The 14,278-nt window shown below is 61.6% G+C and carries 21 protein-coding genes and 1 tRNA gene; 11 read left to right on the top strand and 11 right to left on the bottom strand.

What is annotated here, in order from left to right:
• Position 1: 1 nt before the first annotated feature.
• The 7 genes from RA20_RS19255 to RA20_RS19225 all read right to left on the bottom strand — a co-directional run bounded on the left by RA20_RS19255 (position 2) and on the right by RA20_RS19225 (position 6,586).
• Positions 2–934: an AEC family transporter gene (locus tag RA20_RS19255; protein ID WP_039132540.1), complete on the bottom strand. Its 933-nt coding sequence runs from the start codon at positions 932–934 to the stop codon at positions 2–4.
• A 130-nt stretch (positions 935–1,064) separates the two neighbouring features.
• Positions 1,065–1,862, bottom strand: a complete 798-nt coding sequence (locus RA20_RS19250; protein ID WP_039132499.1) for an MBL fold metallo-hydrolase — start codon at positions 1,860–1,862, stop codon at positions 1,065–1,067.
• Positions 1,862–2,671, bottom strand: a complete 810-nt coding sequence (locus RA20_RS19245) for a TatD family hydrolase (RefSeq protein ID WP_039132497.1) — start codon at positions 2,669–2,671, stop codon at positions 1,862–1,864. Before RA20_RS19245 ends, RA20_RS19250 begins: the two co-directional genes overlap by 1 nt.
• A gap of 40 nt (positions 2,672–2,711) precedes the next feature.
• Complete coding sequence (locus tag RA20_RS19240; protein WP_039132495.1) at positions 2,712–3,830, bottom strand: DNA polymerase III subunit delta'; 1,119 nt, start codon at positions 3,828–3,830, stop codon at positions 2,712–2,714.
• Positions 3,827–4,474 (bottom strand): dTMP kinase, encoded by a 648-nt coding sequence (gene tmk, locus RA20_RS19235; protein ID WP_039132493.1) that lies wholly within the window; start codon positions 4,472–4,474, stop codon positions 3,827–3,829. Before tmk ends, RA20_RS19240 begins: the two co-directional genes overlap by 4 nt.
• Entirely contained in the window at positions 4,471–5,685 is a 1,215-nt protein-coding gene (locus RA20_RS19230; RefSeq protein ID WP_052249086.1) for a D-alanyl-D-alanine carboxypeptidase family protein, read from the bottom strand. The genes tmk and RA20_RS19230 overlap by 4 nt, the downstream gene beginning before the upstream one ends.
• Complete coding sequence (locus tag RA20_RS19225) at positions 5,669–6,586, bottom strand: SPOR domain-containing protein (RefSeq protein ID WP_039132491.1); 918 nt, start codon at positions 6,584–6,586, stop codon at positions 5,669–5,671. The genes RA20_RS19230 and RA20_RS19225 overlap by 17 nt, the downstream gene beginning before the upstream one ends.
• Positions 6,587–6,838: 252 nt before the next feature.
• Here RA20_RS19225 and RA20_RS19220 point away from each other — a divergent pair.
• Positions 6,839–6,928 (top strand) — tRNA-Ser (locus RA20_RS19220).
• An 80-nt stretch (positions 6,929–7,008) separates the two neighbouring features.
• Here RA20_RS19220 and RA20_RS19215 read toward each other — a convergent pair.
• From RA20_RS19215 to RA20_RS19200, 4 genes are all read right to left on the bottom strand, one after another.
• Positions 7,009–8,007, bottom strand: coding sequence for a tyrosine-type recombinase/integrase (locus tag RA20_RS19215; RefSeq protein ID WP_039132490.1), 999 nt, complete (start codon positions 8,005–8,007; stop codon positions 7,009–7,011).
• Positions 8,001–8,198, bottom strand: coding sequence for a hypothetical protein (locus RA20_RS19210; protein WP_241482296.1), 198 nt, complete (start codon positions 8,196–8,198; stop codon positions 8,001–8,003). The genes RA20_RS19215 and RA20_RS19210 overlap by 7 nt, the downstream gene beginning before the upstream one ends.
• Before the next feature lie 287 nt (positions 8,199–8,485).
• Entirely contained in the window at positions 8,486–8,749 is a 264-nt protein-coding gene (locus RA20_RS19205) for a hypothetical protein (RefSeq protein ID WP_039132486.1), read from the bottom strand.
• 228 nt (positions 8,750–8,977) lie between these two features.
• Positions 8,978–9,280: a hypothetical protein gene (locus RA20_RS19200; protein ID WP_082018068.1), complete on the bottom strand. Its 303-nt coding sequence runs from the start codon at positions 9,278–9,280 to the stop codon at positions 8,978–8,980.
• An 87-nt stretch (positions 9,281–9,367) separates the two neighbouring features.
• Here RA20_RS19200 and RA20_RS25515 point away from each other — a divergent pair, with 87 nt between their 5' ends.
• The 10 genes from RA20_RS25515 to RA20_RS19155 all read left to right on the top strand — a co-directional run bounded on the left by RA20_RS25515 (position 9,368) and on the right by RA20_RS19155 (position 14,239).
• Positions 9,368–9,601 (top strand): carph-isopro domain-containing protein, encoded by a 234-nt coding sequence (locus RA20_RS25515; RefSeq protein ID WP_152618563.1) that lies wholly within the window; start codon positions 9,368–9,370, stop codon positions 9,599–9,601.
• Positions 9,598–9,921, top strand: coding sequence for a hypothetical protein (locus tag RA20_RS19195; protein ID WP_039132484.1), 324 nt, complete (start codon positions 9,598–9,600; stop codon positions 9,919–9,921). Before RA20_RS25515 ends, RA20_RS19195 begins: the two co-directional genes overlap by 4 nt.
• The gene (locus RA20_RS25875; RefSeq protein WP_193748880.1) at positions 9,918–10,589 is read left to right on the top strand and encodes a hypothetical protein; all 672 of its coding nucleotides are present in this window, start codon (positions 9,918–9,920) and stop codon (positions 10,587–10,589) included. Before RA20_RS19195 ends, RA20_RS25875 begins: the two co-directional genes overlap by 4 nt.
• Positions 10,582–11,478 carry a helix-turn-helix domain-containing protein gene (locus RA20_RS24800; RefSeq protein ID WP_193748879.1) on the top strand — a complete coding sequence of 299 codons (897 nt, stop codon included), beginning with the start codon at positions 10,582–10,584 and terminating at the stop codon, positions 11,476–11,478. The genes RA20_RS25875 and RA20_RS24800 overlap by 8 nt, the downstream gene beginning before the upstream one ends.
• Positions 11,475–11,768: a hypothetical protein gene (locus RA20_RS19180; protein WP_039132481.1), complete on the top strand. Its 294-nt coding sequence runs from the start codon at positions 11,475–11,477 to the stop codon at positions 11,766–11,768. Before RA20_RS24800 ends, RA20_RS19180 begins: the two co-directional genes overlap by 4 nt.
• Entirely contained in the window at positions 11,768–12,037 is a 270-nt protein-coding gene (locus tag RA20_RS19175; protein ID WP_446720159.1) for a DUF2312 domain-containing protein, read from the top strand. The genes RA20_RS19180 and RA20_RS19175 overlap by 1 nt, the downstream gene beginning before the upstream one ends.
• A gap of 7 nt (positions 12,038–12,044) precedes the next feature.
• Positions 12,045–12,458, top strand: a complete 414-nt coding sequence (locus tag RA20_RS19170; protein WP_039132479.1) for a DUF1064 domain-containing protein — start codon at positions 12,045–12,047, stop codon at positions 12,456–12,458.
• Positions 12,459–12,461: 3 nt separating this feature from the next.
• Complete coding sequence (locus RA20_RS19165; RefSeq protein WP_039132478.1) at positions 12,462–13,037, top strand: hypothetical protein; 576 nt, start codon at positions 12,462–12,464, stop codon at positions 13,035–13,037.
• Positions 13,038–13,103: 66 nt separating this feature from the next.
• The gene (locus RA20_RS19160) at positions 13,104–13,370 is read left to right on the top strand and encodes a hypothetical protein (RefSeq protein ID WP_039132477.1); all 267 of its coding nucleotides are present in this window, start codon (positions 13,104–13,106) and stop codon (positions 13,368–13,370) included.
• Entirely contained in the window at positions 13,370–14,239 is an 870-nt protein-coding gene (locus RA20_RS19155) for a hypothetical protein (protein ID WP_039132476.1), read from the top strand. Before RA20_RS19160 ends, RA20_RS19155 begins: the two co-directional genes overlap by 1 nt.
• Positions 14,240–14,278: the final 39 nt, after the last annotated feature.

Raw genomic sequence — 14,278 nt, 5'->3', positions numbered from 1 at the left:
GTCAGCTCAGAAGCAGCAGCCAGAACCAGACGGTGAAAATACTGGCCCCGGTGGCAATCAGCACCGAGGAGGCCGCCACCCGTTTCGCGCGCCCGTACATGTTTGCGAAAATGTAGCCATTGAACCCGGTCGCCATTGCCGCATTCAGTACGCCCGACCGGAACAGGTCCTGCGGCAGCGACAGCGAAGAGCCCAGCACCCAGACGATGGCGGGGTGGATCATCAGCGAGGTGAAGCAGACAAACAGGATGGCGCGCAGATCGCCTTCGGGCCGGTACTTCACCAGCACCCCGCCAAGCGCAAACAGCGCACCGGGCAGAGCGGCCCGGATGATCAAGGACAGCGCTTCATCCACCACCAGCGGGATCGAAAGCCCAGAGAGGTTCACGGCAAATCCCAGGGCAATCCCCAGGATCAGCACGTTGCGGAACATCGCGTTCAGCACCGAGACCGCGGTCTTGATCCGGCCCGCACCGCGGTTGCGCACGAATTCCATCACGGTGATGCCGACGCCGTAGCAAAACGGTGAGTGGAAGGCGATGATTGCGTAGTTGCCGGTGAGGTTCTCCGGGCCGAAGGCGCGTTCGGTGATCGGCAATCCCAGCAGCACCGAGTTGGAGAACAGGCAGCAGAAACCGATGGCAACGCAATCCTCCCACTCCCGCTTGAACAGGATGCGGGCGCCAAAGACGCCGATCAGGAAACAGGTGAAGGCGCCGGTATAGAAACTGGCCAGCAGCCGCGGGTCGAAGCTGGCCGACAGGTCCAGCTCTGCCATTGCTTTGAACAGCAGACAGGGGATGGCAAAGCCCTGCGCGAACTTCATCACGCCTTCGATGTGAGATTCGCTTAGCACACCGCGCGCGGTCGCGGCATAGCCTGCGCCGACAACCAGAAACACCGGCAGGATGACGTCAATCAGGCTTTGGAACATGGCCCGCTCCATCTGCTAGGGCGGCGGTTGACGCCAGCCGGGGATGCCTCCGGCGGGAGTATTTAGGGCAAGATGAAAGAGCAGGTCTGCGCAGCGCTATCGTGCAATCGGCGTCAGGCCTGCGCATACGCTAGATGTCCACCCGGATGACCATGCCGTCATAGGCAGGTGTGATGTGGTCCGGCGTCTCATCCTCGACCGTCGCATAGTCCATGTCGATATGCATGTTGGTGATGATGCCGCGTTTGGGCGCCAGTTTTTCAAACCACTCCAGGGCTTCCTGGTAGCTGAAATGGGTCGGATGCGGGGTGCGGCGCAAGCCGTCCAGGATCCAGATATCCAGGTCTTGCAGTTCCGGCAGGGCGGCATCCGGGATCCTGGCCACATCCGGCAGATAGGCCAGCCCGCCGATGCGGAAACCCAGCGCGTCAATGGCGCCGTGGTTGACCTGGAACGGGCGGAAGGTGATGTCGCCGCCGGGACCGCTAATGCTGAAAGGGCCGTCTATGGTCTTCAGCTCCAGGATCGGCGGGTAGGGCGAGCCATCGGGCTGTGCAAACGCGTAGCCGAAACGGTTCAAGAGGTCATTCTGGGTCGGCCCGTCCGCATAGACCGGAATCCGCTGACGCATGTTGAAATAGACCATGCGCAGATCGTCGATGCCGTGCAGGTGATCCGCATGAGAGTGGGTGTAGACCACCGCGTCCAGGCGGCTGACCTCCGCATCCAAGAGCTGGCTGCGCATGTCCGGCGTGGTGTCGATCAGCACAGAGGTGGTGCCGTCCGGCCCGTCGCGCTCCACCAGCATCGAGCAGCGGCGGCGGCGGTTCTTGGGGTTCTTGGGGTCGCAGTCGCCCCAATGGCCGCCAATCCGCGGCACCCCGCCGGAGGAGCCGGACCCGAGGATGGTAAAGCGCATTTCTCCCATCAGGCGGCGGCCTCATATGCTGCGGCCTTCCAGAACAGCCGGTCGAAATTGGCCTGGGTCCGGGCGGCAAAAGCTGCGTAATCCATGCCAAACGCCTCTGCGCCCACTTTGGCGGTAAAGGCAGTATAAGCGGGCTCGTTGCGCTTGCCGCGGTAGGGCGGCGGCGCCAGGTAGGGGGCATCGGTCTCGACCAGGATGCGCTCCACCGGGGCGGCGGCAAAGATATCCCGCAGCTCCTGGCTCTTGGGGAAGGCGGCAATGCCGGACATCGACAGGTAGAACCCCAAATCCAGTGCAGCCTTGGCCAGCTCCGCCGAGGAGGAGAAGCAGTGCATGACGCAAGTATAGGCGCCGTTCTTCATCTCCTCGCCCAGGATGCGGGCCATGTCGTCATCGGCGGCACGGGCGTGGATGATCAGCGGCAGCCCGGTTTCACGGGCGGCGGCGATGTGAATGCGCAAGGACTGCTGCTGCACGTCCTTGCTGTCCGCAGTGTAATGATAGTCCAGCCCGGTCTCGCCGATGCCGACGAATTTCGGGTGTTCGGCCAGCGCCACCAGTTCATCGACCGAGACCATCGGTTCATCCGCGGCGCTCATCGGGTGGGTGCCGGCAGCATAGAACACCGGCGCATGGGCCTCGGCAATGGCGCGCACGGCGGGCTCGTTCTTCATCTTGGTGCAGATGGTCACCATCCGGGTGACGCCGGCCGCGGCGGCGCTGGCGATCACCTCGTCCAGCCGCCCCTCGAAATCGGGGAAGTCCAGGTGGCAGTGGCTGTCCGTAATCTGGGGGGTCGTCTTGGTCATGAATCCTCTGGCGCGCCTTCTGCCGCGCGGGGCCGGGGCCTCAGCGCGACGCGGTTTCCTGCATCTTGAAAACCGTATCTAGGACAAGGGCGGCGGGGTCAAGGTTCACCGCCTGGCCATGGCGCGCACGCGCCGTCACTTCCGCTGCCAGGTCCGCCCAGGCCCGGGCTTTGCGGGGGTCGGGCGACAGGCGCTGGAGCATCGCTGCCTCCTGCGGTGCCGCTTCCGGCGCTGGCGGCGCGCCGGTGGCGCCGGTGCGGGCCAGCCGGGCCAGCGCCATCTCGGTCAGCGACAGGAGCAGTTCAAACCGTTCCGCAGCACCGCGCTGGGCGGCGGCTTCGGCCAGGGCCATGGCACGCTGCCGGTCTAGACGCGGCATCGAGTCGAGGATCTGCACCAGTTCAGCATAGATTTTGAGCCCGCCCAGATTGATCAGCCGCAGCGCTGCCCCGACCGAACCGCCTGCAAGTGCTGCCAGGTTGTCCATGTTCGGCGGCAGCTCTCCTCCGGACTGCGCCAGTGCCTCCTCCATATCGGGAGCGGACAGCGGTCCCAGCCGCAGCGTGCGGCAGCGCGAGCGGATGGTCGGCAATAGCCGCGAGGGCTGGTGCGAGATCAGGAAGATCGTGGTGCGTGCAGGCGGCTCCTCCAGCATCTTCAAGAGCGCATTGGCGGCGCTCACGTTCATGTCGTCGGCGGCGTCCACGATCACCACCCGGCGGCCGCCGTCCGTGGCCGAGAGGCCAAAGAACCGGTTCAGTTTGCGTATGTCATCGACGACGATCTGGCTGCGCAGCTTGCCCTTGTCGTCATAAGACCGGGTGATCGGCGCCAGCCCTGGCTCCGCCAGTGCCTGAATGCGGTGGGAGACGGGATGCTCAGGGTCAATGTCCAGCGTCTGCGGCGGCAGCGGGGCGCCGAACAGCCCGTCCTCAGCCGGAGGCGTGGCCAGCAGAAAACGGGCAATCCGCCAGGCCAGCGTCGCCTTGCCGACGCCTTGCGGGCCGGTCAGCAGCCACCCGTGGTGCAGCCGGTCGGAGTTATAGGCGGTCAGAAAATCCTGCTCGGCGGCCTCCTGGCCGATCAGCCGCAGGGTTTCGCGCGGATGCGGGGCGCCCTCGGCCTGGTCGGCGCGGGGCAGGTCGTCGTCACCGCTCATGCCCCGGAACCTTCCAGGGCCGCATCCGCCAGCTTGCGTACATCTGCTGCGACTTCTTCCAGCGGCCGGGCCCCATCGACCACCCGGAAGCGGGTTGCAAACTCCAGCGCCAGCGCCAGGAAACCAGCCCGCATCTTCTCCTGCAGCCCGACGCCGAAGTCTTCGAAACGCTCTTCTTTGCCCTGCCGCCCCTTTGCGCGGGCAAGACCTTCAGCCGGGTCCATGTCGATGAGCAGTGTCAGATCCGGCTCGCGCCCGATCATCAGCTTGTGCATCTGGTCAACGGCGGCGCGCAGATCGCCGCGCGACAGGCCCTGATACATGCGGGTGCTGTCGGCAAAGCGGTCGCAGATCACCACCTTGCCTGCGGCCAGCGCCGGTTCGATGGTGCGTTCCAGATGGTCCCGCCGGGCCGCCATGAACAGCAGCAGTTCGGTCTCTGCCGACCAGCGGTCCGGATCGCCTTCCAGCACCAGGCGGCGGATTTCCTCAGCGCCGGGCGAGCCGCCGGGCTCGCGGGTCAGCACCACGTCGCGGCCTGCCGCGCGCAATCCCTCCGCCAGCAGGCGGCACTGCGTTGATTTGCCGGACCCGTCGATGCCTTCAAAGGTGATGAACAGGCCGGGCTTGGTGTCAGCCGTCACAGCGCTCCCTCGGGTCCAGTCAGGAATTGCTTGATCAGCACCTGCGCTGCAGTCTTCACGCGCACCACAAAACCGCCCGCAGGCACGTCATTTTCGGCCACCAGCGGCAGCCGTACCTCCGGCAGTTCCTCGGGCTGCAGCACCAGTTCTGCCAGCCGCTGGCCCTTAGCCACCGGCGCCTCGATCGGGCCGTTATAGACAACTTCGCCTTGGATGGTCTTGGCCGACAGCGACGGCAGAAGGATCTCCAGATCCTTGGCAGGCACCAGCCCTACCGATCGTGCCGCGCCCCGCCATATTTCGGCTTCGGCGATGGCAACGCCCTCTTTGGCAACGGTTTTCTTGGTAAATTGGCGAAACGACCAGTTAACGAGGGCTTCCGCCTCCTCTGCGCGGCTGCGCTCGCTGGCGAGACCCGACACCACAAAGATCACCCGCCGGTCGCCCTGTTTGGCCGATCCGACCAGCCCGTAGCCGGCCTCCTCGGTATGGCCGGTTTTCAGCCCGTCTGCGCCGATCCCCAGCTTCAAGAGCGGGTTGCGGTTGCGGATGTTCGAAGGCGCGCGGCCGTCAAAAGCAAATTCGGTTTCGGCAAACAGAGGGTAGTATTCGGGGAAATCCTCGATCAGCCGCTCGGCCAGGATTGCCAGGTCATGCACGGACATCCGGTGCCCGGCGGCGGGCCAGCCATTGGAGTTGGCGAAGGTCGAGGCGGTCATGCCCAGATCCTGGCCGCGCTTGGTCATGTAGCGGGCAAATCCCGCCTCGGTTCCGTCCGGGCTCAGCGCCTCGGCGATCACCGCGCAGGCATCATTGCCCGACAGCACGATAATGCCGCGCAGCAGATCCTCGACCCGCACCCGGTCCTGGGTGTCCAGGAACATGGTCGAGCCCTTGTAGCTCATCGCGTGCTCGCTGACGGGCAGCCGTTCGTCCAGGGTCAGACGACCGTCGCGCAGCGCTTCAAACGCCACATAAAGCGTCATCAGCTTGGACATCGACGCAGGCGGCAGCGGCACATCGGCATTCTTCGACAACAGCACCGTGTCGGTGCCCGCGTCCAGCACATAAGCGGCGCGGGCCTTGGTATCAAAGGCCGCCGCCGAAAGCGCTGAGAAGCTGACCATCAGACCTGCGGCCAAAGCAAGCTGCAGCGAGGATTTCAATGCGCTGCCCCGGTGCGGAGCAGCGGGATCAGTTGGTGACAGCATAGGCATCCGCAAATCCGGTTTCCTTCACGCTTTTCAACAGTTCACTGCGTTCGGACTTGTTCTGGGCCGGACCCACCAGCACCCGCCAGAATGTCTTGCCGCTGGTGGATTGCTCGCGCACGGTCGGCACCATTCCTGCACTGCGCATCATGTTGGCGGTGCGCTTGGCGTTGGCTTCGACGCTGAAGATGCCAATTTGGATGAACGGCTTGGCCAACGCCGATTTCTGCGGCTTAGCCGCGGGAGCTGCGGCAGGCTGAGCCGGGGCAGGGGCGGCAGCGTCGATGGCAGCGGCCGCACCTGCAATCGGATCCAGAGCCGTTTCAGAGATCTCCGGACCGGCTGCCGAAGCCAGCACTTCGGCAGCATCCGTGTCCGTCTCCTCCGAAGCAGCCTCTGGAGGCTGTTCTTCAGGCGGAAGCTCGTTCTGGACTTCTTCCTTTCGCAGCGCGGTCACGTTCAGCTCCACCGGCGCACCGGCCAGCAGGCCAAGCGCCGACGCTGCGTCCGAGGAGACCTGCAGCCGCGGCCCGGGGATTTCGCGTTCGCGCCGGAACAGGGCGCCGATCACAAACTGGCCGTTGGCGTTGTTGCGGATGATGACCCGCTCGGGGTCCTTGGTATCCGGATGCGCCACCCAGACGCCGCCGATCGAGGGCCGGCCGTCCCACAGGCCCGCTTCGGTGACCTGGAACACATCCGGTGCCTCGACGTCGCGCTCCACCAGTTTGGTGCGGCTGGACGCTTTGGTGCCGCTGCCGCCGACAGTAGCAGCGGCCTCCGGTTTCGGTTCCAGAAAGCCAAGTTTCGGCCCGTTTTCACAGCCCGCCAGAACCAGCAGGCTTGTGACCGCCGCGGCGATCCGCGGGGCCGTCATTGCTCTCGACATGGTCTTGTTCATGCTCTCATCCTTGCCTGTGCCCGCGGCGCTTGTGCGCCCCCGCCGGAGTGCCCGGTCTTCTTGATTTGGCGGCATGATAGCCTGCGTATCATCCCATGAAAACCCTGACGCGGCCGGCCGCCGGCGAAACCTGCCGGGGCGGCAGAAATCCGCGCGCCGGGAAGGCGGCGGAGGTTTTCCCTTGCACGGTCCTTCTGACAGCGGATTTCCTCTTGCCTCGCCCTGTTTTGCGCCCTAAACCGCTGACGGACCGGGGAGGTGGCAGAGTGGTCGAATGCGGCGGTCTTGAAAACCGTTGAACGTGAGAGCGTTCCCAGGGTTCGAATCCCTGTCTCCCCGCCACTAAATCAAATACTTAGCTGCCACCTGATGACGCTGCCCCGCAGGGGTGATTTTTGGGTTTCCCAAAATTTTTCCCACGTTCATGATCCGTTTTTGTTCTGTTCCCGAAGGCTTTGAGCCTCCTTCGCCAGGCGCTTTTGGCTCGCGCCTTTCGAATATTTCTGGACCATGGAAAGGCTTTTGTGGCCGGTGATGGCCGCGATCTGCTGATCAGTGCAACCAGCCTCAGCCAATTCACCAGCGGCGCTGTAACGCAGCCCGTGCAGTGAATATTCGGTGAGCCCGGCAGCTTTCCGAACCGCCATTACCTTCTTTTGAATTTGGTCATAGTTCAGCGCCCGGCCGAACTCATCGGCTAAGATATAGCGCAGGCTGGTTCGCTTGGTTGCTGCTAGGACGGCGGCAAGGTGTGTCGTGAAGGGGATCCAGAGGCGGGCTTTCGTTTTGCCTTGGGTGACCCAGACCCCGCCATCCTCGACATGTTCCCATTCCATGCGGGTCAGATCCGAGGCGCGCTGACCGGTGCCGAGGGCCAGCTCGAAAATCAACAGGGCCAGCCCGTCCGCATTCTTGCGATAGGCGGCGACCGCAGAGGCGGGCCAGGGCTTGTGGCCTTCGCCTGTCTTTATCTTCGGAATCCCCTTAGCCGGGTTGTCGCGCTGCCAGTCCAAGTCAATCGAATGCTCGAACAGGATAGAGAGCATGTGGGGAATGTAGTTGGCAAAGCGGGCCCGATGACGGTTTGCCATCTGCGCTTCGATGATGGTGGAGCGGCGCATCTTTGTCGGGTCTTTGCCGCCCAGCTTGTCGGAAAGGTATTCCAGAACTTTCGAATAGTCGGCTTTGGTACGCGGGGCCAGGCGGTCCCATTTGGGCGACTGCTTGTAGCTCCTGATCAGCTTCTCGAAGGTGAACCGCTGCGACAGCGCGCCACCGCCGCGCATCAGCCGCCAGTATTCCCGATCATACTCCTCGCTGTTGGGATCGTCGGGCAGGCGCACATAGCGGCCGTCCTTGCGGAAGTACTGGTACAACCGCCCCTTGACCATTTTGGCTGTAGTGAATTTCTTCTTCACCATTTCACATCCTCGAAGCCGTCGACGAAATCGCCGCGCAAAATCGCTCGCAGCTCCTCAGCGTCCCAGCGCTCATAGGGGCCAACTTTACGCGGCCGCGGCAATACACCTTGAGCGACGAGCTCGCGGAACTCCGCAGGCTTCATATCAAGAAGCTGCGCCGCGCCTTTCTCTGCCACAGCAATAGGTGTCATGCGGCCCATGATTGGTCTCCGGGAATTCTGGGGATGGTCGAACAGTTGTTGCTGCAATCCAGCGGCTAAACAGGCCGGGCGCGGCTGATGAGTGAGTGGCGGCTGCCGCGCCCGGGAGTGCGGGTGCCAGCCCGCGGGTGTTCTAAGGTTACTATAGCGTGTGTTGAGGCGCGGGCGGCAGGAATTTGGAGGATTGCACCGCCCGCGCAGGTCCGCGCCTAAGTTCAAAGGCGCGAAACTGGAAATCAAAGGGCGCGCCAATCCTCCACCGCGCGCCGCTTTTCAAATCAGGCTGCCTGGTGGGGCTGATAGCCCTTAGCCGTCATGATTTCCCGGGTCTTCTGCGAAATGCGGTCAAGCGTTTGCGCTGTGGGTTCCGGCGCTGGTGCCGGGTGATCGATCAGATGCTGGGGGCGCAAACGGGCGGGGTCGAACCTCTGGCCGCGTGCGGCCTTCAGCAATGCCCAAGCGACGGTAAAGGCTGCAGGGTCTTCCAGGTAATCTTCAGGAGATCCGGCAATGCGCTGGGCGGCTTTGGTAATGGCTTTCATTCAATCCTCCATCGGTTGATGAGGAGAGTTGTAGTCCGAAAAAAGCGTACCAGTCAATCACGAAGTTCAAAAATATCGGACTTATGGTTTCGACCCCTTGCAAGTGTGCGTGGAAAAATGAGAACAGAAGGGGAACATTTGAGAATCGAGAGAGAATGGTCGTATGGATTGCAGCTCGCTTGAGGCGAGCTGGACTGGACTTAAACTGGGTGTTCGATCCGGTTGGAGCTATTCGCTTTGCAAGGCAGCGAAGAGGCGATCCTGAACGTCTTGAGGGAGTTGCGCAAAATCGCCGTGTAAGATGAAGTTAAAGTCTATGCGGTGCTGTCGATAATAATAGCGCATAGTCTTCAGTCCGGGAGCGCCTCGACTCTCTTGTGAGTGGAAGGTCGTTTTCTTCAGGCCGAGTTCCTTGGCTACATCGAGTTGCTGCATGCCTATCGATTTTCGAGCTGCCAAAAGGCGGGTTCGAATTGCGTCCGGGCTAATATCGCCGGTCTGTGCCAGGCGTTCTTTTGCATCGATGTCCATATTTTCTGCCTAACTCAAATCCGAATAAAGTGAACTTTCTGACTGTCGGATCTTGCGGGTTCAAATTTTTCGGACTAACGCTATGGCATGACGATACGTGATTTGATCCAAGCTCTGGGCGGCTACCGATCCGTAGCGAAACGCCTGGGTAAGAAGCCAACAACGGTACACACGCATATGCAGGCCGGGGCTCTGCCCGCGGCTTGGTACGATGCGATTTGTATTCTGGCGCGTGAAAAAGGCGCCGTGGAACCATCGCGTTCCCTTTTCTCCTTTCTTTCGGTCGAGAAGGAAGGCAGCGACACTGGAGGGGCTGAATGAACCGGCCCCGCCTGACCCTGATTGTGAACAACGATGTGCCATGCCGTGAGCGTGGAGCACCCATAGGTCAAAAGTCTTGGTCAAATAAGTTTGACCCCTATGCGCTTAAGGTCGGGGCACCTGATCTTTGGTCTGCCTATTTTCGTGCGCGCTACAGCAGCCCGCGCGAAGTCGCTTTGTTCTGCGATGTGAGCTTTCAGACCGCGTTGAACTGGTGGGGTGCTGTGACGGCCCCGGCCAGCCACATCGCCTTGCTGGTCATGCTGACCGATCCAGACGCGCCAGAGTTTTTCGGCCAAGCGATGGGGCAGGCGGCATGACGGAGACGAAGGACAAGACGTGGATGTACTTCGGATCAGTACCGCCGTTTTCCGTGCACCCTGCGTTGAATGGACCCGCGCGGTTCAAACTGAAAACTCCCATGACTTGGCGTGGCACGGCATTCTTTAACGTACTGGTTGCCCTGCAGGACGGTTTTAACCCCCGCATCATGACAGCTGGGGCAAAGGTGGTGGACTGGCTCTACGCCCTCAGCCGAGCGGTAGACAACGGACCCGCAGGGGGTATTCCAAAGTTCGTAGCCTGCAAACTTTTCCTGGCGGCGTTTAAGCTCGATCATCTCGTCGCGAAGATCTCCTATCGTCTCACGAAGCGTTATATTCGCCTCGCGCGCACTCATTATCTGTTCTCGCAAGCCAGTGATGGTTTCTCGGACCTCTTCCATTGGCGGCGCCTCCGGCGACTTAAACAGCGCCTTGAGTCTATCAACGGCTCCTACCGCCGTATTGAGCGTCGTGGCCCCTTGCTTTGCGATGTCTATTGCCTGCTTCGCGGTGTCTACGTCGAAATCCATCAAGTAGCTGTCCTGTCAAAAGAAAACTCAAAATTCCGCCAGCAAGATGCTGCGGCCAAGGCCGGAAGGCAAGGAGAAGTCCCGGGATGCAGCGGGGCCAAGAAACATAGAGCAGAGGGAACACGGCATGAGTAACCATGTGACGTCACTGCTGCGGCGCAGGCGGTTGGGCGTTGGCCTGACTGGCAAAGCTCTGATCCTGCTTATGGGCGATCTCGCAAGCGACGATGGCTCGGGCATCTGGGCGTCTAAGCCCACGATGGCGAGCGAGCTTGAGACGTCAGAGCGCACGGTTCAGCGCACCATAAAGGACCTGATCGACGCCGGATTTGTGTCCGAAGTCGGTAAGCGAAAACACCGTAACGGCTACACCTATGAATACCGGATCATCGTTGAGCGTATCGAGCGGTGTGAAGATCTTCGCAATTCACCCCCGACACAGCGTCACCCCTCGACACAGGATGTAGGGAGCAAGGCACAACATCTAGCCCCCGACACAGTGTCACCCCTGACAGAGTGTCACCCAACCCCCGACAGTGTGTCAGGGGAACCCCCGACAGAGTGTCACCCAAACCAAAATAAACCAAATAGAACCTATTGCGCGGCTGAAGCCACGCACAAATCGGATTTTGATTTTGACGGGTTCTTTGGTGAGTTCGTCTCTGCCTATCCCCGGATGGGCGACCCCGAGGCGACAGAGGAATCGCTGAGAGAGGCGCTGGGCGCTGGTGTGGACCCGCAGGCGATCCTGGCCGGTGCACGGGCCTATGCCGTCGAGCAGGTCGGGAACAAACCGCGCTTCATCAAGTATTCCGAGAACTGGATCGATGAGAAGCGCTGGCGCCAGCACGCAACCGCGCTGTTGCCGAGCCAGGATCCGCGCAAGGTGCTGGAAGCTCGGGCAGCGGATATCCGTTCGCAGAAGCCCTGGGCGCGCACCATCAAGCCCAGCCAGGCAGGTGAGTGCATCGCGGCCGGGTTGGTCACTGTGGCGGACTGCATCGCGGCGGGGATCCACGTATGAGCAGCCCGCACCTCACCGCGGAAGACTACGGCACCAAGTTCGGCAAAGTCATCGTGACCGTCGATCTGGAACGCGGCGATTGCATCATTATCGCCCCGGGCAGGGGGCTGGTCGGGCAGGAAGTGCCCAGTCGCAAGCGGTTCAACAGTCTCGACGAGATCGAGGGCGCCTACCGCATTCAGCTTCAGCTGGCACAAGCCGCGGGGAACAAACACCCGAACGCACAGGACATGGCCCGTGCCCTCAAGTTCGCAGGCCAACAACTAAAGCAACATCAGGAGGCAGTTTGATGACAGTGGAAATGACAGACAGCGAGAAGAGCGAAAACTATCGCGTTACCGAGGCTGAGTTGCGCCAGTTTATCGAGCGCTTCGAGCGCCTGGACGAAGAAAAGAAGACCATTGCAGAACAGCAGAAAGAGGTAATGGCAGAGGCCAAGGCCCGCGGCTACGACACAAAGGTCATGCGTAAGATCATCGCTCTGCGGAAGCGTGACAGCGACGATATCGCCGAGGAAGAGGCAGTCCTCGAAATGTACAAAGAAGCGCTGGGCATGTGAGGGCGTCATGACAGATAGGTTGACGGCCGAGCAGTACCGAAAGGCCCTGAAAGAAGATCAGACCCAGGACAAGCGCAGGGTACGGGGCACGCAGCGCACCACCACATCAGACGGCATTACCCATGACAGCAAAACAGAGGCCCAGCGCTGGGAAGAGTTGAAGGTGTTGCAATCGGCTGGGGAGATTTGCGGTTTGCGCCGCCAGGTAGATATTCCCCTGCACGGCCGGGACGGTCCCATTATGACCGATGGGGGGAAGCAACAGCGCGTCTACCGGGCAGACTTCACCTATGTCGACAAGCGGCTTGGCTGCGCGGTGATCGAGGACCGCAAGGGGCATGAAACCGATGTGTTCAAGCTTAAGCAGGCCATACTGCTTGCGCAGGGGATGGAGATCCTTGTCACCAAGGCGAAAGGGTGAGCCGTGGGTGCGCTCGAGGAGCTGAAAGCTGAGAACCAGCAGCTGCGCAAGCTCTTGAACCAGGCGCAGCGCGCTGGGCGTGCAGTGCCTTCCCGTCCAGCCCCGGCAGACGTAGCCCAGCAGCTCGAATTGCCAGATGTGGTGCGTTACCCATTGGCGGAATTTGCAGCTGGTAGGGGGCACAGGGTGCCGCTGCCGGAGAGCGTCGAGGAAATCGCCGAGGTGATCGGGCGGGAAAATGCGGTGCGGCTGGTGGAAGGCACCCGGCCGCGCGGGCGGCGCCGGTGGCGGCGGCAGCTGTATGTGCCGGCCGAAATGCCGGAGGGGCACCGGATCGCCACCCTGATCGGCCTGGAAGATGCCACCAAACTCAGTTTCAGCCATGCGAATTGCATCCTCGAGCTGCCGTCCTGCCATGGCCTGCGCAAGGCGTATCTGGCTGACTATGTGATGCGGCTTCAGGATCAGGGGGCCGACGAGGCCGAGATCGCCCGGGAAATCGGGGTTGAAAAGAAGACGGTGGCAAGCCTGGTGGATGAAGGGGAATATTGGCGGCCACGGCTGCAGGCGCCGGAATAGCGCCAGAGGGCAAGCAGAGGGCTGGCTGAGACAATCAGCCAGCCCTTTGACATTGCGGAGGCACGCATGCCCACCACCCCTTTCGACGAGCTTTCTGATTCCTGGGACGTTTCCAAGCGCCACACCGCCGCCGACGATCAGGATATCCTGCTGACCAATACCAGCGGATACGTCGCCTATTTCGAGATCACCACAACCGACGATCTGCCCGGAGTCCATGCGCGCAAAGCCCATCCGGTCCGGCCTGGCCGGTCTGTCCCGATGCAGCTGAAGTCGGGCGAGCGCCTTTGGTTCGCCGGTGAAAGCGCAAGCGCTAGCTTGCTGGTGCCCTAATGCATTTCGGCGGGCGCTTTCATGCAGGCCGGTTTGCAGGTTCGCGTTTGGCGGCCAATGGTCGCCTTGATGGCTGGGCGGGTGCCTCCTTCAGTCCGGCCGAGTTCTTCGCAGGTGGTGTGCAGGGTGCATGGCTTGAAGCTTCCGATCTGGCGACGTTGTTTCAGGATTGGGTCGGAACATCGCCCGCCGTATCCATCGGGGATCCGGTGAGGCTGGTGTTGGATAAATCGCAGGGGTTGGCGCGAGCGGCTGAGCTCTGGAACGACGAGGCGTCATACCTTACTGGATCCGGGTTCATCGACAATGGCAATGGAGGCTATACCCACACAGGAACATCTTCGGGCTCGGTCCGTGTCGCTGGCGTTTTCAATGAGGGTGGTTGGATTGAGGTTTCAGCCGTGATTTCAGGCGGCAGTTTCGCCGTACGTGTCGGCGACTCCGGTGGCTCATTCAACTACCATACAGCCTCCGCATCGGGCACTTTCTTTCTGAAAGTAGAGAGCTTGTCGTCGGACAATGATTTGCGGTTTGTCACCTCGGATGACGGTGCAACCATTTCAAACATCAGAGCAAGAGTGATCGCGGGAAATCACCTCACAGCGCCGTCAGACGCTGCCAGGCCGACGATTAAGGCGAATGGCAGGCTCACTGACGATGCGGGTGACGAAGCCCTGATCTTGCCAGTGGCTGGAATACATTCCGCCTATATCGCGGCAGGCGCGTTGCTGATTGCCGACGAGAACGTTGCAATGGCAGCAGACTATGACGTTCTGAGGGGTGACTTGATCGGGGTTGTTGTTTTGCCTGCCCCTCTGTCAATTGCCAAGAAACAGCAGCTTGCCGACTATTGGGGAGTAAGCTTGTGATCGCTTGTCGGCTCTTCGCTTGTGCAGCAGGTCGCGAGG

Origin of the sequence: Leisingera sp. ANG-Vp, assembly GCF_000813725.1 — a bacterium.
In the GTDB taxonomy this organism is placed as follows: Bacteria; Pseudomonadota; Alphaproteobacteria; order Rhodobacterales; family Rhodobacteraceae; genus Leisingera.
This window is presented reverse-complemented; position numbering and strand designations above follow the sequence as displayed.